The 24,269-nt window shown below is 58.6% G+C and carries 20 protein-coding genes; 9 read left to right on the forward strand and 11 right to left on the reverse strand.

What is annotated here, in order from left to right:
• Positions 1 to 73 precede the first annotated feature (73 nt).
• Genes hutI through hutU form a run of 4 tightly spaced genes read left to right on the forward strand, consistent with a single transcriptional unit; the run spans position 74 to position 5,299 of the window.
• Positions 74 to 1,285 (forward strand): imidazolonepropionase, encoded by a 1,212-nt coding sequence (hutI, locus tag ED661_RS14830; RefSeq protein ID WP_122074708.1) that lies wholly within the window; start codon positions 74 to 76, stop codon positions 1,283 to 1,285.
• Positions 1,282 to 2,820 carry a histidine ammonia-lyase gene (hutH, locus tag ED661_RS14835; RefSeq protein ID WP_122074709.1) on the forward strand — a complete coding sequence of 513 codons (1,539 nt, stop codon included), beginning with the start codon at positions 1,282 to 1,284 and terminating at the stop codon, positions 2,818 to 2,820. The genes hutI and hutH overlap by 4 nt, the downstream gene beginning before the upstream one ends.
• Complete coding sequence (gene hutG, locus ED661_RS14840) at positions 2,820 to 3,620, forward strand: N-formylglutamate deformylase (RefSeq protein ID WP_216822457.1); 801 nt, start codon at positions 2,820 to 2,822, stop codon at positions 3,618 to 3,620. Before hutH ends, hutG begins: the two co-directional genes overlap by 1 nt.
• Positions 3,617 to 5,299: a urocanate hydratase gene (gene hutU, locus ED661_RS14845; protein ID WP_122074711.1), complete on the forward strand. Its 1,683-nt coding sequence runs from the start codon at positions 3,617 to 3,619 to the stop codon at positions 5,297 to 5,299. The genes hutG and hutU overlap by 4 nt, the downstream gene beginning before the upstream one ends.
• Positions 5,300 to 5,327: 28 nt before the next feature.
• Here hutU and ED661_RS14850 read toward each other — a convergent pair whose 3' ends face one another.
• From ED661_RS14850 to ED661_RS14860, 3 genes are all read right to left on the reverse strand, one after another.
• Entirely contained in the window at positions 5,328 to 6,017 is a 690-nt protein-coding gene (locus tag ED661_RS14850) for a UTRA domain-containing protein (RefSeq protein WP_162930141.1), read from the reverse strand.
• Positions 6,018 to 6,154: 137 nt separating this feature from the next.
• Positions 6,155 to 7,195 carry an aromatic ring-hydroxylating dioxygenase subunit alpha gene (locus tag ED661_RS14855; RefSeq protein ID WP_122074713.1) on the reverse strand — a complete coding sequence of 347 codons (1,041 nt, stop codon included), beginning with the start codon at positions 7,193 to 7,195 and terminating at the stop codon, positions 6,155 to 6,157.
• Between the two features lie 110 nt (positions 7,196 to 7,305).
• Positions 7,306 to 8,202, reverse strand: coding sequence for a LysR substrate-binding domain-containing protein (locus ED661_RS14860; RefSeq protein WP_162930142.1), 897 nt, complete (start codon positions 8,200 to 8,202; stop codon positions 7,306 to 7,308).
• Between the two features lie 234 nt (positions 8,203 to 8,436).
• Between ED661_RS14860 and ED661_RS14865 the strand changes: the two genes are divergently transcribed.
• Positions 8,437 to 10,773: a hybrid sensor histidine kinase/response regulator gene (locus tag ED661_RS14865; RefSeq protein WP_122074715.1), complete on the forward strand. Its 2,337-nt coding sequence runs from the start codon at positions 8,437 to 8,439 to the stop codon at positions 10,771 to 10,773.
• Positions 10,774 to 10,787: 14 nt separating this feature from the next.
• On the opposite strand, the gene ED661_RS14870 is transcribed toward ED661_RS14865, so the two are convergent.
• The 4 genes from ED661_RS14870 to ED661_RS14885 all read right to left on the reverse strand — a co-directional run bounded on the left by ED661_RS14870 (position 10,788) and on the right by ED661_RS14885 (position 14,804).
• Positions 10,788 to 11,237, reverse strand: a complete 450-nt coding sequence (locus ED661_RS14870) for an Lrp/AsnC family transcriptional regulator (protein WP_122074716.1) — start codon at positions 11,235 to 11,237, stop codon at positions 10,788 to 10,790.
• A 67-nt stretch (positions 11,238 to 11,304) separates the two neighbouring features.
• Positions 11,305 to 12,474: a Xaa-Pro peptidase family protein gene (locus tag ED661_RS14875; RefSeq protein ID WP_122074717.1), complete on the reverse strand. Its 1,170-nt coding sequence runs from the start codon at positions 12,472 to 12,474 to the stop codon at positions 11,305 to 11,307.
• Positions 12,464 to 13,732, reverse strand: a complete 1,269-nt coding sequence (locus ED661_RS14880) for a diaminopropionate ammonia-lyase (protein ID WP_254054853.1) — start codon at positions 13,730 to 13,732, stop codon at positions 12,464 to 12,466. Before ED661_RS14880 ends, ED661_RS14875 begins: the two co-directional genes overlap by 11 nt.
• The gene (locus ED661_RS14885; protein ID WP_122074719.1) at positions 13,650 to 14,804 is read right to left on the reverse strand and encodes an amidohydrolase; all 1,155 of its coding nucleotides are present in this window, start codon (positions 14,802 to 14,804) and stop codon (positions 13,650 to 13,652) included. The genes ED661_RS14880 and ED661_RS14885 overlap by 83 nt, the downstream gene beginning before the upstream one ends.
• A 734-nt stretch (positions 14,805 to 15,538) precedes the next feature.
• On the opposite strand from ED661_RS14885, the gene ED661_RS14890 reads away from it, so the two are divergent.
• Positions 15,539 to 16,063: a hypothetical protein gene (locus ED661_RS14890; RefSeq protein WP_122074720.1), complete on the forward strand. Its 525-nt coding sequence runs from the start codon at positions 15,539 to 15,541 to the stop codon at positions 16,061 to 16,063.
• Between the two features lie 276 nt (positions 16,064 to 16,339).
• Here the strand turns inward: ED661_RS14890 and ED661_RS14895 are convergent, their stop codons facing one another.
• Positions 16,340 to 17,482, reverse strand: a complete 1,143-nt coding sequence (locus ED661_RS14895; RefSeq protein ID WP_122074766.1) for a PLP-dependent aspartate aminotransferase family protein — start codon at positions 17,480 to 17,482, stop codon at positions 16,340 to 16,342.
• Positions 17,483 to 17,660: 178 nt separating this feature from the next.
• On the opposite strand from ED661_RS14895, the gene ED661_RS14900 reads away from it, so the two are divergent.
• Positions 17,661 to 18,146: a GNAT family N-acetyltransferase gene (locus ED661_RS14900; protein ID WP_122074721.1), complete on the forward strand. Its 486-nt coding sequence runs from the start codon at positions 17,661 to 17,663 to the stop codon at positions 18,144 to 18,146.
• A 13-nt stretch (positions 18,147 to 18,159) separates the two neighbouring features.
• Here ED661_RS14900 and ED661_RS14905 read toward each other — a convergent pair whose 3' ends face one another.
• The 3 genes from ED661_RS14905 to ED661_RS14915 all read right to left on the reverse strand — a co-directional run bounded on the left by ED661_RS14905 (position 18,160) and on the right by ED661_RS14915 (position 21,310).
• The gene (locus ED661_RS14905; protein WP_122074722.1) at positions 18,160 to 19,368 is read right to left on the reverse strand and encodes a pyridoxal phosphate-dependent aminotransferase; all 1,209 of its coding nucleotides are present in this window, start codon (positions 19,366 to 19,368) and stop codon (positions 18,160 to 18,162) included.
• Positions 19,369 to 19,524: 156 nt separating this feature from the next.
• Positions 19,525 to 20,412 carry a LysR substrate-binding domain-containing protein gene (locus ED661_RS14910; protein ID WP_122074723.1) on the reverse strand — a complete coding sequence of 296 codons (888 nt, stop codon included), beginning with the start codon at positions 20,410 to 20,412 and terminating at the stop codon, positions 19,525 to 19,527.
• A complete protein-coding gene (locus ED661_RS14915) occupies positions 20,399 to 21,310 on the reverse strand; it encodes a LysR substrate-binding domain-containing protein (RefSeq protein ID WP_122074724.1) in 912 nt (303 codons plus the stop codon). Before ED661_RS14915 ends, ED661_RS14910 begins: the two co-directional genes overlap by 14 nt.
• Positions 21,311 to 21,454: 144 nt before the next feature.
• Between ED661_RS14915 and ED661_RS14920 the strand changes: the two genes are divergently transcribed.
• Complete coding sequence (locus tag ED661_RS14920; RefSeq protein WP_122074725.1) at positions 21,455 to 22,957, forward strand: aldehyde dehydrogenase family protein; 1,503 nt, start codon at positions 21,455 to 21,457, stop codon at positions 22,955 to 22,957.
• Positions 22,947 to 24,221 (forward strand): FAD-binding oxidoreductase, encoded by a 1,275-nt coding sequence (locus ED661_RS14925; RefSeq protein WP_122074726.1) that lies wholly within the window; start codon positions 22,947 to 22,949, stop codon positions 24,219 to 24,221. Before ED661_RS14920 ends, ED661_RS14925 begins: the two co-directional genes overlap by 11 nt.
• Positions 24,222 to 24,269: the final 48 nt, after the last annotated feature.

Here is a 24,269-nt window from a genome sequence, read left to right on the forward strand (position 1 = left end):
CATTTTATGTCTAGACATATGGCATATTGATTTGTACTAGAAAAGAGAGAAATGAACATATTGAGAGGTCACCATGCTGACTGAGGGCCACGTCTATACCGAACTCCGGGCCGCCACTCTGACCGATGACACCCCCCCCTATGGGTTGGTCGAGGCTGCGGCCATTGCCGTGGTTGACGGCAAAATCGCCTGGGTTGGCCCGCAAGAAGACCTGCCCGCAATCTATGCCGGGTTGAAGACGTCCTCGCTTGCAGGTCGGCTGGTCACTCCTGCTTTGATCGACTGCCACACCCATGTGGTACATGGCGGAAACCGTGCAGCGGAGTTCGAACTGCGCTTGAATGGGGCTTCTTACGAAGAAGTGGCACGGGCAGGGGGCGGCATTAACTCCACCGTCACCGCGACCCGCGCCGCCAGTGTCGAGGATCTGATCGCGCAAGCACTGCCCCGTGTGGATGCGATGCTGGCCGAGGGCGTCACCACAATTGAAGTGAAGTCCGGCTATGGTCTCGACCGCGAGACCGAGTTGAACATGTTGCGCGCTGCCCGCGCCCTGCCAAAACACCGGCCTGTCCGGGTGGTGACCAGCTTTCTTGGCGCTCATGCGGTGCCTGCTGACTATAAAGACCGCGCCGACGCCTATATCACCGAGATCTGCATCCCAACGCTGCGCGCCGCCCATAGCGAAGGCCTGGTGGATGCGGTTGACGGGTTTTGCGAGGGTATTGCCTTCTCCCCAGAGCAGATTGCCCCTGTCTTTGATGCCGCTCAAGAGCTGGGCCTGCCGGTGAAGCTCCATGCAGAACAGCTGTCCAATCTTGGCGGGGCCAAATTGGCTGCCAGCTACGGCGCGCTTTCGGCTGATCATATCGAATACCTGGATAGTGAAGGGGTTGCCGCCCTGGCAGAGGCCGGGACCGTGGCGGTAATCCTTCCGGGTGCGTTTTACACCCTGCGTGAAACCCAGATGCCACCGATTGAGCTGCTGCGTCAGGCAGGCGTGCCGATGGCACTGGCGACGGATTGCAACCCCGGCTCCGCACCGATGACCTCGCTTTTGCTGACGATGAACATGGGCTGCACCCTGTTTCGCATGACCCCAGAAGAGGCCCTGCGCGGTGTCACCATCCATGCCGCCCGCGCGCTTGGCCTGTCTGATTGCGGCACCCTCGCAGCTGGCCAACGCGCCGACCTTGCCATCTGGGACGTCAGCCACCCCGCAGAACTGGCCTATCGCATCGGCTTCAACCCGCTTCACGCCCGTATTTTTGGAGGCTCCCAGTGACCACCCTGACCCTCACGCCCGGCAATGTCTCCCTTGCCGAACTCGAACGCGTCTTTCGCGAGGAATGCGCCGTGCGCCTTGACGCCGCCTGCCGCCCCGCGGTTGAGGAAGCCCAGAGCCGGATCGAAGCCGCCGCCAACGGCGAGGCCGCCGTCTATGGCGTCAACACCGGCTTTGGCAAATTGGCCAGCGTCAAAATCGCGAGCGAGGACACCGCCACCCTGCAGCGAAACCTGATCCTCAGCCACTGCTGTGGCGTTGGCCCTGCAATTCCACGTGCCCATGCCCGCCTGATGATGGTGTTGAAGCTGCTCAGCCTTGGCCGAGGCGCCTCGGGTGTACGGCTGCAAGTGATCGACCTGCTCGAAGCGATGCTTGAGGCGGGTGTTACCCCGGTGATCCCGGCACAAGGCTCGGTTGGCGCTTCTGGCGATCTGGCACCACTGTCGCATATGGCTGCGGTCATGATGGGGGAGGCTGAGGCCGAATTTGGCGGCGCGGTGATGCCTGGTGGTGACGCGCTGAAGGCCGCCGGCCTGACCCCGATTGAGCTGGGCCCCAAGGAAGGCCTGGCGCTGATCAATGGCACTCAGTTTTCCACCGCCTTTGGTTTGGCTGGCCTGTTTGGGGCCTGGCAGGCGGCGCAAAGCGCCCTTGTGACATCCGCACTGACCACCGATGCCATCATGGGGTCTACCGCGCCACTGCAGCCCGAGATCCACAGCCTACGTGGCCACCGTGGTCAGATCGAAGCGGGCGTGACCATGCGCGCCTTGCTCGAGGGCTCAGTTATTCGCGAAAGCCACCGCGACGATGACACCCGCGTACAAGACCCCTATTGCATCCGTTGCCAGCCACAGGTCGTTGGTGCGGCCATGGATGTGCTGCGCCAGGCCGCCCAGACACTGGAGATCGAGGCCAATGCCGCCACGGATAACCCGCTGGTGCTGGTTGGCGCTGATCTGATTGTTTCGGGTGGGAACTTCCACGCCGAACCTGTTGGCTTTGCCGCTGATATGATCGCACTGGCCATTGCCGAGATTGGCGCCATTGCACAGCGCCGTATCGCCTTGATTGTCGACCCGGTGCTGAGCCATGATCTGCCGCCCTTCCTGACCCCAAATCCTGGCCTCAACTCCGGCTATATGATTGCAGAGGTCACCACGGCTGCCCTGATGAGCGAGAACAAGCATCTGGCCAATCCTTGTGTCACTGACAGCACGCCGACCTCCGCCAACCAAGAGGACCACGTGTCGATGGCCGCGCATGGCGCACGACGCCTGGGGCAGATGCTGGTGAACCTGGAACGCATCCTCGGGGTGGAGCTGCTCTGCGCGACTCAGGGTGTTGAGTTCCGCGCACCCTTGCCGACCAGCCAAGCTTTGGAACAGGTCATGCGTAAGCTACGAGAAACGGTGCCGCCCCTGGGAGACGACCGCTACACCGCGCCCGACATCGAGGCGGCTTCGGCCTTGATCATGAGCGGTGAGATCGCCCATTGCACCGATATCGCCATGCCGGATTTGGCCAAATGATGTTCCCGGTTGAAATTCAACAGGGTCACAGCCCTGTTGTGCTAGGCCTGCCCCATACCGGCACCTATGTCCCAGCGGAGGTTGAGGCGCAGCTCAATACCCGCGGGCGTGGGCTGGATGACACCGATTGGCATATCCATAGGCTCTATGATGGGCTTTTGGAGGGGGTAAGCACAGTTCGCGCCACCTTTCATCGCTATGTGATCGACGCCAATCGCGACCCCTCGGGCGTCTCGCTTTATCCTGGGCAAAACACCACCACCCTGGTGCCACTCACGGATTTTGACGGGCAACCCATCTGGAAGCAGGAGCCAACAGCCGCTAAGGTTGAGGACCGCCGTCAGGCCTATCACGCGCCCTATCACGCCGCCCTGGAGGCTGAACTGCAGCGGGTGAAGGCAGAGCACGGCTTTGCCATTTTATACGATTGCCATTCGATCCGTGGGGACATCCCCTTCCTGTTTGAGGGCACTCTGCCGGATTTCAACACCGGCACAAACATGGGCCGCACATGCGATCCCGCGATCGAAGAGATCGTGGTCACAGCCTGCGCCAAGGCCAAAGGCTATAGCGCGGTGCTGAATGGGCGCTTCAAGGGCGGCTGGACCACCCGCCACTATGGCCGCCCTACTGAAGGGCTGCACGCCATCCAGATGGAACTGGCGCAATCCACCTACCTGACGCAGGAGGCTGCGCCCTGGAGCTATGATCAGGACAAGGCCAATCGCCTGCGCAGCCACCTACATGACATTCTCACAAGCCTGGCCAACTGGGCGCCTCAGACCGGAGGAAACACATGACCGATCCCCGTAAGAACACCCGCGATATCTTCCCGCCCACTGGCCCAGAGATCACCGCCAAAAGCTGGCTGACCGAGGCGCCAATGCGGATGCTGATGAACAACCTGCACCCGGATGTGGCTGAAAACCCGCATGAGCTGGTGGTCTATGGCGGTATTGGCCGTGCAGCGCGCACCTGGGATGATTTTGACCTGATCGTTGATAGCCTCAAGGATCTGGAAGCTGATGAGACCCTCTTGGTGCAATCCGGCAAGCCGGTGGCCATCGTCAAGACCCATGAAGACGCCCCGCGTGTATTGATTGCCAATTCCAATCTGGTGCCTCATTGGGCCAATTGGGACCACTTTAACGAGCTCGATAAAAAGGGCTTGATGATGTACGGCCAGATGACTGCCGGCTCCTGGATCTACATCGGCACACAGGGCATCGTGCAGGGCACCTATGAGACCTTTGCCGAAGCCGGACGCCAGCACTATGGCGGAGACCTGACGGGCAAATGGATCCTGACTGGCGGGCTTGGCGGCATGGGCGGCGCCCAGCCGCTGGCAGCGGTTATGGCCGGGGCCTGCTGTCTGGCAGTCGAGTGCAACCCCGACAGTATCGATTTCCGCCTACGCACCAGATATCTTGATGAAAAGGCCGAGACCCTGGACGAAGCACTCGAGATGATTGAGCGCTGGACCGCCGCCGGAGAGGCAAAATCCGTGGGTCTTTTGGGCAATGCCGCAGAGATCTTCCCCGAGCTGTTGCGCCGCGCCGAAGCAGGCGGAGTGCGCCCAGATATCGTTACCGATCAGACCTCAGCCCATGACCCGATCAATGGCTATCTGCCGCTGGGTTGGGCCATGGGCGAATGGAAAACCCGCCGCGAAAGCGACCCTAAATCGGTGGATAAGGCAGCGCGCGCCTCGATGCGGGTGCAGGTGGATGCCATGTGCAAATTCCACGCCATGGGTGTTCCCACGGTGGATTACGGAAACAACATCCGCCAGATGGCCCTGGAAGAAGGGCTGAAAAACGCCTTTGACTTCCCCGGATTTGTGCCCGCCTATATCCGCCCTCTGTTTTGTCGCGGCATTGGCCCCTTCCGCTGGGTGGCGCTGTCCGGCGATCCAGAAGACATCCGCAAGACCGATGCCAAGATGAAGGAGCTGTTTCCGGACAACACCCATCTGCACAATTGGCTCGATATGGCGGATGAGCGCATTGCCTTTCAGGGCTTGCCGGCACGGATCTGCTGGATTGGTCTGGGCGACCGCCACAAGGCCGGGCTTGCCTTCAACGAGATGGTCAAGAATGGCGAGCTTTCAGCGCCTGTCGTGATTGGGCGCGATCATCTGGACTCCGGCTCGGTGGCCTCACCCAACCGCGAAACCGAGGCGATGATGGATGGGTCCGACGCGGTGTCGGACTGGCCACTGCTGAATGCGCTCACCAATACTGCCTCGGGCGCCACCTGGGTCTCGCTGCATCATGGTGGTGGCGTTGGCATGGGCTTTTCCCAGCACTCCGGCGTGGTGATCTGCGCTGATGGTACCGATGCAGCGGCCAAACGGCTGGAGCGGGTGCTGTGGAACGATCCGGCTTCGGGTGTGATGCGCCATGCGGATGCGGGATATGAAGAGGCCAAGACCTGCGCCCGTGTGCACAATCTGCGTCTGCCTGGCATACTGAAATAGGAAAACCACTACAGACAGGCGGCGCGGTTTAATACCGCGTCGTCATCCGATGCCCCGGGCGGAAGGTCTGGCGCACAAAGGTAATCGCCTCTCCCTTAAGCCAGGTGGAGCGCTCAACCGTGAACAGGGCCTCACCCTGTGTACAGCCCAGATACTCCGCCAGGTCCGTCGTGGCCGAGGTGGCAGAAAAGGCAATTTCGGCATCTGAGAAGGGCACCGTTGCAACCAGCCATTCATTGGGTCCCAGTGCGTTGAAATCTGCCTCTTCGGCCTGTGGCAAAATCGACAGCGAGATCCAGCGGTCTTCATGCTGGTAGGGCAGCCCATCGGCGTAATGCATACAGGTGAGATGCAGGACCATCGTCCCCTGATCCAGATTCAGACGCGCACAGAGCCAATGAGGTGCGGCCAGTACCGCACGGTTGACCAACGCATAACGATAGGCAGCATTCTGGTTCTCGATCTCTGTACGGACAATGGGAATGGAAAACCGGGCCTGTCGCAGCGGCGCCTGCCGCACCCGGGTGCCAGCTTTGCGGCGACGTTCAACAACGCCCTCATCTGCCAGCTCCCGCATGGCGCGGTTGACGGTGGCACGTGCGCAGCCATAGCTTTCGGCCAGATCCAACTCATTGGGTACCAGCCCCCCCGGCGCCCATTCACCCGAGGTGATTTTCCCCATGATGTCCGCTTTGACATCGCGAAATGTTGCCTTCATGTCCGCTGCGCCTCTTCTGTTAAGCGCAATCATAAAAGCCTTTTGTCTAAGTGTATAGGTAGATGATCCGCGCCAAACGGGCAGGGGAGGCGGCCCGCTCTCGTCAACTTCGGGCCACCTGAGGTTCAGTTCATCGCTCAGCTCTGCATCTTTTTATCCAGCATCGCCTCTTCAGCGATCATCGCTTGCAACTGGCGCCGGAATCGCAGAGGGCCGGCATCAATGCTCAGGTCGATATGCGGCGAGACCTTTTCATCCATGCCAATCTGCACCTCATCCAGGACCGCGCGGTCTTCCTCAAACGCGACCCTCACGTCTTCGCTCATCATCTCTGAGAGTTCCGCATCATCGGGGCGTAGATTGCGCAGCTGGAACCAGTAATACCGGGTCTCTGACTCGGTGGTAGGCGTCATGAAGTTATAACTGTCCATGACAAAGGTCCTGTCATCCAGCGGCCCATCAGGACCACCAGTACCCGCCGGGGTGAACACGGCCCGGATCAGCGCATGGGCCGGGTAGCGCACCTCGTAGTGCTGCAGGCGATCGCAGTTGCCGTCAAACTCGATCACCTTCTTATAAAAGGGTGCCGGTTCATGATCCATCATCCAACGGTGAACGATGATCCCCTCATCGGTCTTACTGACCCGCAGGGGGGTATCCTTGGTGGCGGGCGCGGCAAAGGACGATTGATGAACCCAGGCAACATGGGTCGGGTCCAGCAGGTTGTCGCACATCAGCAGGTAGTTGCACTGCAACTCCATCGCAGCACCGCGGTTGATGCCCCAATCGGGGCTGTCAAAGTTGGGAATATCAATAATCTCTTCGATATCGGCGATGGCGGCATTGCCCATCCAGATCCAGATCAGCCCGTATTTCTCATGAACCGGGTAGGGTCGCACCTGTGCCGCCGACGGGATGCGGCCGCCGCCCGGGGCCCAGACACATTGCCCTGCGCAATCAAAGGTCAGCCCGTGATAGCCACATTCAACTGTATCGCCCTTAATCCGGCCTTTGGACAGGGGCAGCTTGCGATGTGGGCAGGCGTCCTCAAGGGCAATGACTTCGCCTCCCTGGGTTCGAAACATGCAGATCTTTTCGCCCAGGACTTTTACCTGTTGCAACTCAGCGCCAATTTCATCGCTCCAGGCGGCGACATACCATGCGTTCCTGAGAAACATTCGTTTCCTCCAGTTCGGAATTTTACCTGAAGCAATGCTAGAGTTTCAAAGGCAAGGTTACAGCCCTAGATTTCTTTACTTTCTTTTAGTTCTTCTAAATCAAAACCAATCTAAGCGCCTGCGAGTACCCACTTGAGAAAGGCCTGCGCCTTTGGATCCTGTAAGACCGCAGACCCCCAGCAGACATAATAGGGCGCAGGCATCGGTAAGGTGTTTTGAGACAACCGAACCAGGCGGCCGAGCTCCAGATCAAATTCTGCAAAAGACGCCTGCGCCAGCGCGACCCCCTGGCCACCGGCGGCAGCCTCCAACGCCAGGCTGGAGAGTGAGTGGACCGATTGGGGCGGACGATCAGACACCGCAACACCCTGATGAGCCAACCAATCAGCCAGTCTTGGAACCGACGAATAAGTCGGCCCCCAATCAATATCGATCCAGGGCAACTCCCGCAGCTGGTCAGGGTTCCGCGCTTCAGGGTATTGTCGCAAAAATTCTGGCGAGCAGACCGGAAAACAATGGTCCAAAAACAGAGCCTGTTTATGAGGGAAAGCCTCCGCTGCTGCGCCATATGTCAGGCGAAACTGCGTCCCGTACTGGTGCGGCTCAGGCTCGGAGTGCGTGGCCTCAAGGTGAATTGCAGCGCCGTCCACCTTGGCCTGGAACCGGTGAATCCTCGGATTGAGCCATTTTAAAAGCAGCGTTGGCAGGCCTGAAATTTTGATGTCTGCACGGCTTTGATACTGTGCATAAACTTCTTGCGCGCGGTGCAACTGGTCAAATCCAGCTGTGATAAACTGGTGATAGGTCTTTGCCTCCGGCAATAGGGCCGGACGGCCACCTTCTTTTGAATAAAGCGGTTGGCCAAGATGGTTTTCCAGGATTTTCATCTGCTGACTGACAGCCCCAGCCGTAACCCCAAGCTCCTGCGCTGTAGCAGAAACCGAACCACACCGGCCAAAGACCTCAAATACATGCAGGGCGCGTAGCGGGGGAAGATCAGGTTTCACAGGCTTTCCTTTCCTGAGCCTGCATACCACTTCCCGTAGCCTTCAGATATAGTTTTCCTAAATTTGAAATCCCTCAATACCAACTAACCGTTGTCGCCCTGCGCAGGCTAAAGTGTCACTGCCAAGCCAATGCTCCTCGACTGGGAAACCCACCTGAAGTGGCAAAACTGCTTGGGTTGCCTTGGGGAGGCGTGTACAACTGCTTCAGTTTTTAGTTATGGTTCCTTATTCAGTATGACTAGTCGTCACCCTGCCTCGCATTTTGCCACCCGCGATAGCCTGGGGCATTTTGAGCAATTGGCCACACCAATCTGGGTCTTTGACGTCGACAATCATAGGATGTGGTGGGCAAATGCCGCTGGCATTATGTTTTGGGAAGCCTCTAGCCTAGAAAACCTGCTGTGCCGGGATTTTTCTACTGACAGCGATATAGTTCGCACACGATTGCACCAGGTTGTGCGCAATGGCCCCGGGCAAAAAGGCATCCAGGACACTTGGACGCTCTATCCCAATGACGAACCCAAAAACGTCATTTTGTCCTTTCTTCCTATCACCATCAATCAGGGTGAAAATGCCGTTCTGATCGAAGTTAAGCAATTTGTTGACAGCACGGTGGATGCGGACTCCCTGCGGATTCTTGAGGCAACTCGCGCCTCAACTTTGATGGTCAGCACCTTTTCCGCCGAGGGGCAATTGCTGGCGCAAAATCCAGCAGCGCTGGCCTGCTATGGCCCCCCGAGACCCGGCATAAACGGCAATGAAATGGCAAGCCGCCTGAAGGACCCGGATGTCGCCGTGCAGCTGCTGGAAACTGCAAAGAGCGGCAAAAGCCTGGACCTGGAGCAGCTGGTCTGGACACAAGATGGTTCCCGTGTGCACCGGATACAGGCGCGACGCGGGCGCGACCCCATTACCGGCGCCTTTGCAACGATTGTCAGCGAAGAAGACGTGACCAAGCAAAACGCCCTGCGGCTACAGATGCAGGCTCTGAACGCACAGCTTGAACGCAAAGTCGAGGACCGCACACGACGGCTCGATGCCAGCGAGGAACGCTATGCCCTGGCCACACAATGCGCGGCGGTCTGGGATTGGGACCTGGTGCAAAGCCATCTTTATCTTTCGCCCAGTTTTCTTGAGGCGCTCGAGCTTCCGCCTGACTTTGAAACCGACAACTTTCTGGATAACAGCACCGACAGCACAGTCTCTAAAATCCTGCACTCTGAAGATGCTGCCTCTTTCCAGGCAGAAGTGACCCGTCATCTAAAAGAACCGGAGGTCCCCTTTAGCCATGAACATAGGCTCAAAACCGGATCTGGCGACTATCGCTGGTTCCACGCTCAGGGCAAAGCAATTGTTGGCGCGGACGGCAGGGCCACCCGCTCGGTAGGGATCTTGACAGATATCACAGAGAGAAAAGAGCTCGAAGCTTCACTATTGGCCGCCCATCGCGCCGATGCCATTGGGCAAATCTCTGCAGGAATCGCACATGATTTCAACAACCTGCTCACGGTTATCCTGGGTAATGCAGAGCTGCTGGACATTTCTGACACTGCCAACTCCGAGCTGGTAGCAGCCATCAAAAACGCCGCCCTGCGCGGTGCTGATCTGACCCGTCATCTGCTTGCTTATTCCCGCAAACAGACCCTCCGCCCCGGGCCAGTGGATCTGTCCCGATTGGTCACCAGCATGAGCAAAACCCTGCTGCACAACCTCGGAGAAACTATTGAGGTTGAAACCAGCATTGCCGGTGGATTGTGGTCCATTCACGCCGATGCAACACAGGTGGAAAGCGCAGTTCTGCACCTCGCCTGTAACGCCCGCGATGCCATGCCACTGGGCGGAAAGCTTGATATCTCCTGCCAAAACCACCAGGTTACCGAGGCACAGCTCCTGCCAGGGGCGGGGCACAATTTAAAGCCAGGTGAATACGTCAAAATCCAGATCCGCGATAGTGGTGAAGGAATGACACCAGCTACGCTCAACCGCGCCTGCGAGCCCTTTTTCACCACCCGTAAAATCGGGCAGGGCAGCGGGCTAGGGCTTTCCATGGTGTTTGGGTTTGCGCGACAGTCCGGCGGCGGGGCGGCCCTGTACAGCCAACCTGGTGTTGGCACCAGCGCCTGTCTTTTCCTGCCCAGATCAGTTCTGCAACCAAAAGCAAGCACTGAGCCAATGCATGCAGCATCAATCTGCGGCAATGGCGAGAGCATTCACCTATTGGAGGATGACCGAGCTGTTCAAAGCACCCTGCGCGGTATTCTGGAATCGCTGAACTACCGGGTCACACAGTCAAGCGATGCGGCGACTGCAATGCATGTTATTTCGCAGGGGCCACTTCCCGCATTGATCCTGGCGGATGTTGTTTTGCCCGGTGGCGAAAGCGGCGTGGAATTTGTCGAGCGACTTAGAGGTCATTATCCGCAGATCAAAGCGGTTTTGATGTCAGGTTACACCCAGGAAGAGGCAACGCTGAACGCACTCACTGGCCATGGTCATATCTTCCTGCAGAAACCGATGAACAAGGCCCGGCTGTCGCAGATGCTACATGCCGCGTTGCAGGGCAAAACCTGAAATACCCGACTTGCCTAGAGAATATCCAGTGACACCTTGACCCGGTCCATCACCACCGAGGTATTGAACCGGCTGACATTGGATTCATCAAAGAAGTACTCTTGCGTAAACGCTTCATATTCTTTGACGTCTCTGGTGACGACGATAAGGATGAAATCTGCTGCACCAGTGGCATAGTAACATTGCTGCACCTCAGGTGCTGCCCGCATACGCTGTTTAAACGCATCCAGATGCATACGGCTTTCACGCTCCAGCACCACCTCGACGATCGCGGTCATCTCGCGGCCCAGTTTGGCCGGGGACAGCACGGCGATTTCGCTTTGAATAACGCCTGAATCGCGCAGACGCTTCACGCGTTTTTGCACTGCAGGCGGCGACAGCCCCACTTCGGCGCTCAGCGCATCAGCGGTCAAGCGGGCATTGCCCTGCATCAGTTTCAGTATTTCGAGGTCTTTATCGTCCATGGGCCGATAAAGCGCAGAACAAGGTCAAAGAACAACCATATTCTGCGCGCTATCTCACTGAAACTTGCTAAATCACCGGAAGTTCCGGCGCAGCCCGCCTGGTCAGAAGTTCGGCCCCCTGTGCACGGATAACGATGTTCTCCTCATGCACCATGATCAAGCTCTCCCCATAGCCCAGGGATGGCTCAAGGGTCAGAACCATGCCCTCTTGCAGCACCGTGGTGTCAAAGGCCGCATGGGAGGGCTGTTCGGTCAGCTGCATGCCCAGCCCGTGACCCAACCGACCGATGTCGCCGCCTTGGTCGTCAAGCTCTGCAATTACGGACTGAATGGCCTGAAACAGATCCCGGCAGGTATTGCCCGGTTTTGCTGCAGCAAGCCCTGCCTCTGTGGCGCGCCACAACACATCATAGGCACGACGGGCCGCATCATCTGCTGCTCCGATGGCAAAGTTGCGATCAAAATCACAGAAATAGCCGTCCCATGTGGCACCAGTGTCCAGCATCAACACATCCCCCATCTGCAACGGGCGACGGGAAGGCGGCGAGATCACATCGACATAACCTCCGGGTCCGGCGCTGCCGACCAGATAGGGCACATCATCCGCGCCCTGCGCCAGAGCCTCGCGACGAAAGGCCCGAAACACTTCTTCCAGTGGCATGCCTTCGGAAATCTGTTTTGGGACCTGGTCAAAAGTCGCCGAGCCGATCCCGCAGATATGGGTCAGTTTTTCGATTTCTGCCTGGGACTTCACCATCCGTAGCCCCTGAACCAACCCAGTTGCATCCGTCAGCTGCAGCCCCGGCAGAGCCTGAACCAGACGCTCCCAGTCCCCCAAAGGCATCCGCAGCGACGTTTCATGTCCCTTAAGGATACCCAAGCGCGCACCACGCTGTGCCAATGGCGCCAGAAGCTCGCTGAGCAGGCTAATGCCATCATCCTGCGGGGCAGGGGCGCTCCAGCTGCGAATATCCTCGATCCAGGTTTGACGCATCAATGCGGCACCGATTTCTGGGATCACCGCGATTGGTTTGCCTGCAGCCGGGATAAACAAGAACCAGGGCCGAGTCGGACTTTGCCAGAACAGAGTGTTAAAGCCGCTGAAATATCGCACCTCCGGCTCGGTCAGCAGCAGCAGACCTTCCAGCCCCTGCGCCGCCATAAGCGCCTGCGCTTTTTCGGTGCGGGCCTGAAACTCCGCCTGTTCAAAACCGCGCGTTAAGGCCTTACGCTGCATCGGTTTCCCCCATGATCTGGGCAAAAATAGCTGGATCCGTAACCCCTTCGGAACCGATCAGCAAAACGCGGGAGCCTTCATCCAGCCCCAGGTTTTGCGACAGCTCAGCGTCCTGACGCGCAGCGATCAAAGCGGCCAAGCCGGCAATGGCGCTTTCGCCTGCTTCAATCGCCTCATCCCCGGGCAGGGGGCGGGCCAGAAGACGCACAGCAGGGGCCACCAGAGTTTCCGGGATGGTCAGAAAGTCCGAGACCTCCTCAGCCAGGATTTCCCAGGCCATTCCCGAGGGTTCACCGCAGGACAGACCCGCCATCAGGGTTTCGGTTTGGATGGCAAAGGTCGTGGCTTCACCGGCGCGACCGCTTTCAAACAGGCAGGCCGCCAATTCAGGTTCAACAATCACCACCCTCGGGCCCTGCGCGCCCCAGTGCTGGCGCAGACCGGCAACTACGCCTGCTGCCAAGCCGCCAACACCGCCTTGCAGAAACACATGGGTCGGGGCCTGCTCCAGGCCTTCGCAGATCTCCTGTGTCATCACGCCGTAACCCGCCATCACATCGCGTGGAGGCTCGGAATATCCCTCCCAAGAGGTGTCAGAGACCACAAACCAGCCGTTCTCTGCCGCTTCCTGTTTGGCCAGAACGACGGATTCATCATAATCGCCAGTGATACGGATCACTTCGGCCCCCAGATCGCGCATGGCTTCCGCGCGTCCTTCGCTAACCTCAGCGTGGATATAGATCCGACAGGGGGCGCCAAAACGCTGACATCCCCAGGCCAGAGAGCGACCATGGTTGCCATCGGTGGCAGAGACCAGCGTAATCTGGGCGGCTTCGGCCTTATACTTGCCGGTTCGGATGTCTTCCAACGAGACCTCTTGCCCCAGCTGGGCCGAGATTTGCCGCCGCAGCACCCGTAGTGCCGCATAAGACCCACCAAGCGCCTTGAAACTGCCTAGTCCAAAACGGGGGCCTTCGTCCTTATACAGAACCTCTCCAACGCCGATCTTGGCCGCCAAAGCCGTCAGCGAGACCAGGGGCGTAGGCGCATAGCCTTCCCACTGGGTGATTTCCGCGCGGGAGGTGGCAAAATCCTGGCGCGACAGCACCCGTTCGACAGCGTCACCGGAACGTTTGTTAGCAGCGACATGGCCAAGCTTTGCGGTAGGAAGAATATCAAACATCGTTAGTCTTTCGGCTAGGGAGACGATCACGGACCAGATCTGCCCAAAGGGCAGCACCAATCGGTAAAAGCGCATCGTTGAAATCATAATCGGCGGAGTGAAGTGGCTGACCATTGGCGCCGCTCTCTCCATTGCCCAAGAGCAGGAAGCAGCCGGGAACAGCCGCGCAGAAATGAGCAAAATCCTCAGAGAAGCTCATCGGAGGGCGATCGGCGATGGTTTCCAGTTTCAGCGCCCGCGACACCCGCCCAACAGCCTCGGTTGGGGTTTTGGCATTCAGGGTCTCGATGAATTCGGTGTCGAAGCTCATCTCGGCCGTGATGCCATGCGTTGCGGCGATACCACTGGTGATCTGCCGCATAAAGCGTTCCACCGCCAGGCGGTCTTCAGGCTGGCGCGCACGCACATCTCCTTTGAGCCGCGTCATACCGGGCAGCACATTGCGCTGGCCATCGGTGATGAATTCAGTGACCGATACCACCGCCCCGGAGGAGGGGGCCAATTTGCGGGAAACAATTGTTTGCAAGGCGAGAACCATTTCGGCGCCGACGGTGATGGTATCCACCCCGACATGGGGCATCGAGGCATGTCCGCCCTGGCCGTTCAGAGTAATCTCGAACAGGCTTTCGCTTGCACAGATCTGCCCCTCGCGAGTCGAAACCTGCCCCACCGGCGCACCCGGCAGATTGTGGATTGCATAGACTTCCTCAAGCTCAAAGCGCTCCAGCAGACCCTCGGCAATCATCGCCTGCGCCCCCAGACCGTGCTCCTCATTTGGCTGGAAAATAAAGACCACAGTGCCATCAAAATTGCGGCTTTGCGCCAGTGTTTCCGCCGCGCCCAGCAGCATGGTCATATGCCCGTCATGGCCACAGGCATGCATCACCCCGGCGGTCTGTGAAACATAGTCTTGATCGCCAATCTCGTGAATTGGCAGGGCGTCCATATCTGCACGCAACCCAATGACCCGGTTGCCGCCACCTGATCTCAACACGCCAATGACGCCAACCCCCTCATGAACTTCGAGACCAAGCTGCCGCAACCTCTCAGCCACGCGCGCCTTGGTACGATGTTCTTCAAAGCCAAGCTCAGGCTCTTGATGAAACTGTTGCCGCATCGCCGTCAGGCGCTTGTGAAATTCATCCATGAAAGATCCCCATTCTGCTCCCAATTTTAGCCGGAACAGCAGGAGGCTGGCATCAATCTTTCCACAGATCGGAAGTATTTTCCTCGCCAGCTAGCGGATTCGTGATTGTTTTCAGAAACCCAAAGCCCCAGGAGCACCCGCGCACCTCTAGGGAAACCCTGTAAACACCAAATAGAAATGTCACTGGCTGCGCAAAACAGGAATGTCACCAAGGGCGCTGACGGTAGCAAGGCTTAGCAGCCCGGAGACCTCAGATATTGAAGGGCTGAGAAGCCTTGTGGGGAAGTTGGACGACCGAACTGTTGAGGCCATTTCGGTCGTTTTGGAAGCGCTTAAAATTGTGTGAGTGATATAGTGCATAATGTTGATTATGTAATATTGAAAGCATCTATCCCAATTTCGACCCCGGCATCATTAACCCATCTCTCACAGAGCACCACCAGCCGGGAAAAGGGGAAAATCACCCCGTTTTCATGGCTCAAATTTGCTTCAAATTACCACGAACTCGAACCACACCCCAGCCCCTATCTGTCTGAGCAAACTGTTAACCAGTTGGCACTTATTAATAATTCCGAACAGACACTTGATGGTCGACCAAGGTGGTAACACTTCGTCAATAATCCTTATCAATTTGAAAACAAGAGTCAGCTTTTCGCCACATCTTGTTCCCAAGCTGCACATTCCACGCCTCTAGCCCTGACCTCCAACACAGATCTTTCTGCGAGGAGTAAGTTATGAGCAATCTAGCAAAGCACGTGGTCCTGAAGGCACAAGCCGGAACCGCAGGCCGTCTCAAGCTAGGTTTTGGTGCCCTGACCAAAGCCCTGGCCACAACCGCCGCCGTCACCATGGCGCTGCTTGCCACCACGGATACAGCCTCTGCCGCCGGGCAGACTCCCTATGTGGTGGGAAATGACCGAGGCGGATTTGTCCGCGACCGTCTTATTGAGTTGCGCAATCTGCGCTCATCCGGGCGGCAGGTCGAAATCCGCGGCCGCGTCTGCTATTCGACCTGCACGATGCTGCTGGGCCTGCCCAATGCCTGCGTTTCTCCCAATACGACCTTCGGGTTTCATGGCCCGTCCCAAAGTGGGCGCCGCCTGTCCCCAGAGAAGTTTGATTTTTATTCGCGCGTCATTGCCGCCAATTACCCACAAGAGCTAAATGACTGGTACATGCAGACTGGCCGCAAGCGGATCAACAGAATCTACAAAATCAAAGGCAGCCAAATCATCAAGATGGGAGTCCGGGCCTGCTAAAAACAGCTCTGTACCCTGGGCCAATCCTGACATAGTGGCGCAAAAGTGCCGCGTTCGGTCAGTCGTAGTTGCCCCTATTCGCCATCAGTGGAAACGGCCCAACACTGCCTTTGAGCCGTGTATTCCACAGCACATGAAATTCTGTCCCCAGTCGTGACAGGGCCGTCAGAGGGACGTGAGCATGACGCAAATGAACGGATCCATTGGATTGAACAAAGGCAGCGCGCCCTCTCAAAAAAGGAGCGAGACCAGCGGCGCTTGGGCTTGTCGGAAATTCTACCCCATCAGGGCCTGATTGAGATCTGAGATCAGATCATCCACATCCTCGATCCCAACTGAGATCCGCAACAGGCTTTCGGGGATGCCGGTATGGGGTTCGATAGTGTGGCGATGCTCAACCAGGCTTTCGACCCCCCCCAGCGACGTGGCACGGTGAAACAGGTTCAGACGTCCTGCCACTGCCAGCGCCGCCTCGCGCCCGCCTTTCACCAGAAAGGACATCAGGAAACCGTAGCCACCTGTCATTTGACGGTTGGCCAGTGCATGGCCTTCATGGCTGGGCAATCCAGGGTAAAGCACATCTTCAACCTCCGGATGTTGGCTCAGGAATTCGGCCACCGCCATGGCATTGGCACACATCTTCTCTACTCGCAGCGGCAGCGTGCGCATGCTGCGCACCAGTAGCCAGGCCTCAAAAGGCCCCATCACCGCGCCGGCCTCGCTGCGGTCCATGCAGATCGCCTCCCAGAGCGGGCTACGCGCGCGGGTGCTCAGCACCCCACCCAACACGTCCGAGTGGCCATTGATCACCTTGGTGGCGGAATGCATGACGATATCCGCCCCCATCTCCAACGGTCGGGTCAACAGCGGTGTTGCTGCAGTGCTGTCCACCACCAGACTGGCGCCCGCCCGGTCCGCACAGGATTTTGCGGCTTTGATATCAACGGATTTCAACCAGGGGTTTGAGGGAGTCTCAACAAACAAAAGCTGTGCATTATGCGCCGTGCAGACCGCCTCCAAAGCAGCTGTGTCGCTGGCCTCAACCTCGTGCAGGGTGATGTCGCGGCGGGTGCAGAAATCGCGGATCCATTTGGTTGTCCCCCAGTAGATACCCGATTGCACAATCACCGCACCGCCATTGGGCACGGTGCGAAACACTGCTGCGATAGCCGCCATGCCGGATGGAAACAGCTGGGTATCCTCAGCGCCTTCAAGCCGCGACAGGATCTCTTCACCCAGACGAACCGCCTCGTTATGGGAGCGCAGATAGACGTTATCCTGATTGACCAGCTGATAATCGCGGTCGCGCACAAAGGTTGTCGAGGGCTGCAATGGGGGCACCACGCCACCGCTGGCCTCATCGATTGCCCCGGCTGCCTGGGCAGCAATTGTCGCCGGTTTCATATCATTGCGCTGCATCTCAAAGGCTCCCTGGCTGTATCGCCCCATCTTTGAAGCGCGACCGGGGCAAGTTCAATCGCTTTTGCGCAAAACCCATTGCAACGGTGACAGTTCCCTCAAACCTCGCCCTTGCGGTTTTCCTGCGTGCATGGTCCTTTTCCCACAATCTTGTGCCACCCATATGGAGAGCCTGCCAATGCCAGTAGAAATTCGCCAGGCCCTGCCGCAAGACAGTACCTGCATAGCTAAAATCGCCAATGTTATGATCCGGGACACGTTGTTTACTTTCACCTCGACAGAACGCCGGTCCGAAGAGATCGCCGCGCGGCTGCTGAAAGATCCGAGACCCTTTTTGCTGGCAGAGCTCGACGGGCGGATTCTGGGCTTTGCCACCTATGGCGATTTTCGCTCTGGTCCCGGGTACCGACACACTCAGGAACATTCCATCCAACTTTTGCTCGAGGCGCAGGGGCACGGGTTGGGGCGGGCGCTGATGGCGCGCCTGGAAGAGGCCGCCCGCGCCAGGGAGGTGCATGTCCTTGTCGCCGGCATCAGCAGCGCCAACCCCAAAGCCGTCGGCTTTCACAGCGCTATCGGATTCACTCAAACTGGCCTGATGCCTCAGGTCGGGCGCAAATGGGGCAAATGGCTGGACCTGATCCTGATGCAAAAGCAGCTGTAACCCGGTCAGGGCCTTAGTGCAGCTGATCCACCGCCCGCGCCAATCGCGCCAGGGCCTCGCGCAGCTCTGCCATACTGGTCGCGTATGAAATGCGAAAGTAAGGCGTGAGCCCAAAGGCGCGGCCCGGCACCATGGCCACATCATGCTGTTCCAGCACATAGCTGCAGAAATCCGCATCTGTTTTCAGGGTCTCACCCGCTGGGGTCTGCCGCCCTAACACATCAGCGCAACTGGCAAAGGTGTAAAAGGCACCTTCGGGGCGCGGACAGCTGATGCCATCAATGGCATTCAACCCATCAACCACCAGATCCCGGCGAGCCTGAAAACTGGCACGTCGCTCAACCAAGACATCTTCTGATCCGTTCAACGCCGCCACGGCCGCCGCCTGGGAAACAGAAGGGGCGCAGGAGGTCGATTGCCCCTGGATCACCGCCATGGCAGCAATCAGTTCGGCAGGCCCGCCGGCATAGCCAATGCGCCACCCGGTCATCGCATAGGCTTTGGACACCCCGTTGATGGTCAGACAGCGGGGTTTCAACCGCGGCTCAACCGCTGCGGGGGTGGCAAAATCAAACCCCTCGTAGATGATGTGCTCGTACATGTCATCCGCCATGATCCAGACATCCGGGTGCTGCAACAGCACCTCCAACAAGGGCGCATAGTCCTGCGCCGAATAGGCCGCTCCCGAGGGGTTAGAAGGTGAGTTGAACAATACCCAACGGGTGCGGGGTGTCATTGCGTCTTGCAACTGCTCTGGCGTCATTCGAAACCCCGTCTCGGCACCGCAGGGCACCAACACAGGCTTGCCACCCGCGAGGGCAATAATATCCACATAGGAGGTCCAGTAAGGAGCGGGCACGATTACCTCATCCCCCGGTTCCAGACTGGCCATGAAAGCATTGTAGAGCACCTGTTTGGCGCCGGTGGAGACAATGATTTCATCCAGGCTGTAGTCCAGCCCATGATCACGGGCGAACTTGGCGCTGATCGCCTGTTTCAGCGCCTGGGTGCCGCCCAGAGCAGTATACTTGGTCTCTCCCGCCCAGATCGCGTCAACCGCGGCCTGTTTGATCGCATCCGGTGTGTCAAAATCCGGCTCCCCTGCGCCCAGTACAATCACCGGTCGACCCTGTTGCTTTAGCTCTGCGGCCCGCGCCCCGATTTGCAGAATCTCTGACACCTCGATGGCATCAATGCGGCTGGCCTTGCGAAACTCTGACATCGGAATGGTCCTATAGCTGAGAGCACTGGCGCCCAGACCCAACGCCCAGACGCTCAACCTCAAAACCTAAGGCCCTCTTGCGCACAGAATACTCCCCAACGCGGACCTAACTCATTCCAGAACCGAATGGATCGGCTCGCTTGAGAGCCAGACTAACTACCCGGTTCTCTGCCGCAGCTGCCGGGTGATCCAGATCTCGAATTTCTGCACCGCATCCGGGGCCGATCCGTGGGGGCGCACCAGATAATACCGCTTGCTTGAACGCAACACCGGCCCCGACAGCTGCAGCAAAGCCCCGCTGTCCAGCTCATCCGAGACCATGTCAAAGGGCACGATCGCCGCCCCAAGCCCCGCAGTGGCGGCGCCGATTACCATGGAATACTGGTCAAAGTAGCGCCCATCCTGACGCGGCTGCCCGGCAATCCCAGCCTCCAGAAACCAATCCGCCCAGGCATCACTGCGGCTTTCCAGATGTACCAAAGGCACATCCGTCAATGTCGCACTATTGCCCAATCCACATTTGGCAAACAGCTCAGGCGCCGCAATTGGCACCATCTGTTCGCCAAACAGCTCCACCATGCGGGCCCCTGGCCAGTTGTCGCGCCCATAGTGGATCGCCAAGTCAAAGGGGTCGCGGGCAAAATCAAAGGGTTCCAACCGGGTCGACAGGCTCAGTTCAATTTCGGGATGGCGGGCAAAGAAATCCGGCAATCGCGGGATCAGCCAACGATTGGCAAAGGTTGGCAACACCGCAAGGCGCAGGGCACTGCGCCCGGCCCCGGCTGCCACCGCCTTTTGCACGGTGGTGCGCAGCGCGCCCAGATCCTGTGCCAGATCCGCAGCCAGACCCGCGCCAGCGGCGGTCAGCACCACGCCGCGCCCCACTCGCTGAAACAGCGCAAAGCCAAGATCGCTCTCCAGCTCTTTGACCTTTTTGCTGACGGCACTTTGGGTAAGACCAATTTCTTCGCCTGCCGCAGTAAAGCTCTGATGGCGGGCGGCGCTGTCAAAACAGCGTAGATGGGTGAGGCTAGGCAGGCGCATCTCTGGTCTCCTCTGCTGCGATCTGGACCAGCAGCCAATTACGAAACTGAATAAGAGGGTAATCATCGCCAAGTTCTGGTGGCCAGACCAGGAAATACTCCCCCAGCGTTACCGGCGGCCCCTTGATCGCAAGCTGCAAGCGACCTGCCGCAATCTCGCTCTCGGCCAGAAAGGTTGGCAGCAGGGCAATCCCCAGCCCATGCACCGCCGCCTGGGTCATGGCAGAGGATTGGTCAAACAACATGCCCTGCAATCGCGCGACCTCGACGTCATGCAGCCCAAACCACTGCTCCCAACTGTCGGGATGTGTTTCCAGATGCAACAGCGGGAAGCCCAGCAGATCCTTGGGACTGGACAGTTCCGCAGGAACCAGCCCCGGCGCGCAGACTGGCAGTACATGTTTGGGCATCAGGGGCAGATATTCCACCCCCGGCCAGTCACGGGTACCGTAGTGAATTGCCGCCTGCGCCGTGCCCACCTCAAAACTGAAGGGCAGGTTATGGGTCTGCAAATTGACGGTGATACCAGGGTGCTGACCAACAAAATCCTTCAGCCGAGGTGCCAGCCAATGCAGACCAAAGGAGGCCAGGATTGACAGGTTCAGGCTGCCCCCATCCGGGTTTGCCCGCAGCTTGATCGAGGCCTGTGCCAGACGTGACAGGATCGCGCGGGCCTCTTTGGCATAGTTCGCCCCGCCGGGGGTGAGCTGGAGGCGCATCTGATCCCGCGCAATCAGGTCTACCTCCATCTGCTGTTCCAACTGTTTGAGCTGACGGCTGACAGCGCTTTGCGTGAGATTGAGATCTTCTGCCGCCGCGGAGGCACTGCCAAGGCGGTCCACGGCCTCCAGTGCCAGCAAGGACGAGATCGAGGGTAAAAAGCGGCGCGGCGCTATCATATGACCTTACCTCATAGCTTTAGAATTTAGTATCATGTGCATTTTCACCGTTCTCGTGTGATTTACAAGAAAACCTCATGAATCACCAGCGCCAAGACCCCGCACTATGCTCATGGCCTGATAGATCCCCTGAAAGGATAACCCATGCCTCATTCCCAGATCCTCACCGCAGCTGGCTTTACCGATGAAGAGCTCACTGGCGGCAGCCTCAGCGTCAAAACGCCGGTTGATGGCAGCGAGATCGCCAGCATTGCCATGCATACCACAGCCGATGCCCAAGCCCAGATTTCAAAGGCCAAGGAAGCGTTCAAATCCTGGCGTTCCGTTCCCGCACCGCGCCGCGGTGAGCTGGTACGTCTGCTTGGTGAGGAACTGCGCCGGGAAAAGGAAAACCTCGGGCGGCTGGTGACGCTGGAATGCGGCAAGATCTACCAGGAAGGCCTGGGCGAAGTGCAGGAGATGATCGACATCTGCGATTTTGCCGTTGGCCTGTCACGCCAGCTTTATGGTCTGACCATCGCCTCGGAACGCCCCGGCCACGCGATGCGTGAAACCTGGCACCCCATGGGCACCTGCGGTGTGATCACCGCCTTCAACTTCCCCGTGGCCCCCTGGTGCTGGAACGCAGCTTTGGCATTGATCTGTGGCGATCCGGTGATCTGGAAGCCCTCGGAAAAAACCCCGCTGACTGCCCTTGCCGTGCAAAAGATCTGTGATCGGGTCACTGCAGAATTTGGCTCCGACGCGCCAAAAGGCCTTATTCAGACCCTCATTGGCGAACGCGATCTGGGCGAGGCCCTCACCGCATCCAAAGATGTGGAGATCATTTCGGCCACCGGATCAGTTCCCATGGGCAAATCCGTGGCACAGGACATGTCACAGCGTCTGGGCCGCACCATTCTGGAACTTGGCGGCAATAATGCGATGATCGTTGCCCCCTCGGCTGATCTGGAAATGGCCTTGCGGGCCATCGTCTTTTCAGCCGTTGGCACCGCCGGCCAGCGCTGCACCTCATTGCGCCGCCTGATCGTACATGCCGACATCTATGACGCCCTGATCCCGCGCCTGATCAAAGCCTACGCAGGCCTGCCGATTGGTGACCCGCTGGTGGATGGATCACTTGTAGGCCCCCTGATTGACGATCAGGCCCTGACCGCGATGGAGGGCGCTCTGGTTCAGGCCAAGGTCGAGGGCGGCACGGTTCATGGCGGCGGTCAGGCACTGGTCGACAGCCACGCCGCCGCAGCCTATGCCCATCCGGCGATTGTCGAAATGCCCGGTCAAAGCGCGATCATGCATACCGAGACCTTTGCGCCGATCCTTTATGTCGTAAAATATGAGGATCTGGATCAGGCCATCGAGATGCAGAACGAAGTGCCCCAGGGGCTGAGCTCCTGCATCTTTTCCACAGATGTCCGCGAGACTGAATATTTCCTCTCGGCAGCCGGTTCTGATTGCGGTATCGCCAATGTTAACATTGGCCCTTCAGGCGCCGAAATCGGCGGCGCTTTTGGCGGCGAAAAAGAAACCGGCGGTGGACGGGAAAGCGGCTCTGATGCCTGGAAAGGCTATATGCGTCGCCAGACCAACACCGTGAACTACTCGCGGGAGTTGCCGCTTGCACAGGGAATCAAATTTGACATCTGATCTGACCTCCAGCCTCTGGCACCGAACCTGCCAGGAAAACCCTGTCTCCTCGGTTTTGACCGGGGAGGTCACGGTAGATCTGGTGGTAATTGGCGGCGGTTACACCGGATGCTCTGCCGCGTTGAAGGCGGCCGAGATAGGCGCTTCGGTCTGTTTGGTCGAGGCAGAGGTCTTTGGCCATGGTGGATCGGGGCGCAATGTCGGCCTGGTCAATGCCGGGCTTTGGTTGCCGCCAGAAGATATCAATGACCGTCTCGGCACAGAAGCGGGCAATAGCCTGTCGCAAGCGCTGGGACAGGCACCCGATCTGGTTTACGGGCTGATCGAGCGCCACGGCATTGCCTGCGAGCCGGTGCGCAACGGCACCCTGCACTGCGCCCATGCCCCCAGCGGCCTGCAGGATTTGCAACGCCGGGCCAATCAGCTGCAGGCCATAGGGGCCCCGGTCCAGCTGCTAGATGCAGCCCAGGCGCAGGCCCGCGTGGGCTCAGCCGCCGCCCACGGCGCGCTGTTTGATCCCCGTGCGGGCACCATCCAGCCCTTGGGATTTGTGCGCGGCCTCGCCCGTGCCGCACTCACTGCAGGGGCGCAACTCTATGACCAAACCCCGGCCACAGCCATTCAACGCAGCAATGGCAGCTGGCATGTCACAACGCCCAAAGGCAGCATCCGCGCCAAACATCTGGTGATGGCCACCAATGGCTATGCCCGTGCCATGACAGGCTATGAGGCCCCCGCCATTGTTCCGGTTCACTATTTTCAGGGCGCAACTGCACCGCTTACGCCAGCCCAACAGGCGCTCATCCTGCCCGGGCTGGAAGGCTGCTGGGACTCTGCCCTGGTCATGTCCTCCTGGCGGATGGATCAGCAGGGTAGATTGGTGATTGGCGCCATGGGCGCATTGGATCATTTTGCCAGCGGCATTCACCAAAACTGGCTAACGCGGAAACTCGCCGCTGTTTTCCCAAGTCTTGCCGGGACACAACTGGAAAGCCAGTGGTTTGGCCGTATTGCCATGACCCGGGAATACCTTCCCAAGATCGAAAAACTGGACGGCGGCTATGTCAGTTTTGGCTATTCCGGTCGCGGCATCGGGCCGGGAACGCTTTTTGGCCAACAGATCGCCGAAGCGCTGATTACTGGCGATGAGAGCCTGCTGCCCTTACCCGCAAGTACTGGCCACAGCCTGTCCTTTGCCGGGCTGCGCGGCGCTTACTATGAAACTGGGGCCACACTGACGCATCTGGTCAAAGACCGGATCTAAATTTCAATAAGGGTCAGAGTTACCCCTGACCCTTATTTGATTTTCTGG

Origin of the sequence: Pseudophaeobacter sp. EL27 (assembly GCF_900313025.1) — a bacterium.
GTDB lineage: Bacteria > Pseudomonadota > Alphaproteobacteria > Rhodobacterales > Rhodobacteraceae > Pseudophaeobacter.

Coding starts and splice junctions, on each gene's coding strand:
- ED661_RS14870 (WP_122074716.1), bottom strand. CDS start 11,237: ATGGACGATAAAGACCTCGAAATACTGAAACTGATGCAGGGCAATGCC.
- ED661_RS14905 (WP_122074722.1), bottom strand. CDS start 19,368: ATGTCAGAGTTTCGCAAGGCCAGCCGCATTGATGCCATCGAGGTGTCA.
- ED661_RS14875 (WP_122074717.1), bottom strand. CDS start 12,474: ATGCAGCGTAAGGCCTTAACGCGCGGTTTTGAACAGGCGGAGTTTCAG.
- ED661_RS14865 (WP_122074715.1), top strand. CDS start 8,437: ATGACTAGTCGTCACCCTGCCTCGCATTTTGCCACCCGCGATAGCCTG.
- ED661_RS14900 (WP_122074721.1), top strand. CDS start 17,661: ATGCCAGTAGAAATTCGCCAGGCCCTGCCGCAAGACAGTACCTGCATA.
- ED661_RS14885 (WP_122074719.1), bottom strand. CDS start 14,804: ATGGATGAATTTCACAAGCGCCTGACGGCGATGCGGCAACAGTTTCAT.
- hutU (WP_122074711.1), top strand. CDS start 3,617: ATGACCGATCCCCGTAAGAACACCCGCGATATCTTCCCGCCCACTGGC.
- ED661_RS14880 (WP_254054853.1), bottom strand. CDS start 13,732: ATGCGCTTTTACCGATTGGTGCTGCCCTTTGGGCAGATCTGGTCCGTG.
- ED661_RS14855 (WP_122074713.1), bottom strand. CDS start 7,195: ATGTTTCTCAGGAACGCATGGTATGTCGCCGCCTGGAGCGATGAAATT.
- hutI (WP_122074708.1), top strand. CDS start 74: ATGCTGACTGAGGGCCACGTCTATACCGAACTCCGGGCCGCCACTCTG.
- hutG (WP_216822457.1), top strand. CDS start 2,820: ATGTTCCCGGTTGAAATTCAACAGGGTCACAGCCCTGTTGTGCTAGGC.
- ED661_RS14890 (WP_122074720.1), top strand. CDS start 15,539: ATGAGCAATCTAGCAAAGCACGTGGTCCTGAAGGCACAAGCCGGAACC.
- ED661_RS14850 (WP_162930141.1), bottom strand. CDS start 6,017: ATGAAGGCAACATTTCGCGATGTCAAAGCGGACATCATGGGGAAAATC.
- ED661_RS14895 (WP_122074766.1), bottom strand. CDS start 17,482: ATGCAGCGCAATGATATGAAACCGGCGACAATTGCTGCCCAGGCAGCC.
- ED661_RS14920 (WP_122074725.1), top strand. CDS start 21,455: ATGCCTCATTCCCAGATCCTCACCGCAGCTGGCTTTACCGATGAAGAG.
- ED661_RS14910 (WP_122074723.1), bottom strand. CDS start 20,412: ATGCGCCTGCCTAGCCTCACCCATCTACGCTGTTTTGACAGCGCCGCC.
- ED661_RS14915 (WP_122074724.1), bottom strand. CDS start 21,310: ATGATAGCGCCGCGCCGCTTTTTACCCTCGATCTCGTCCTTGCTGGCA.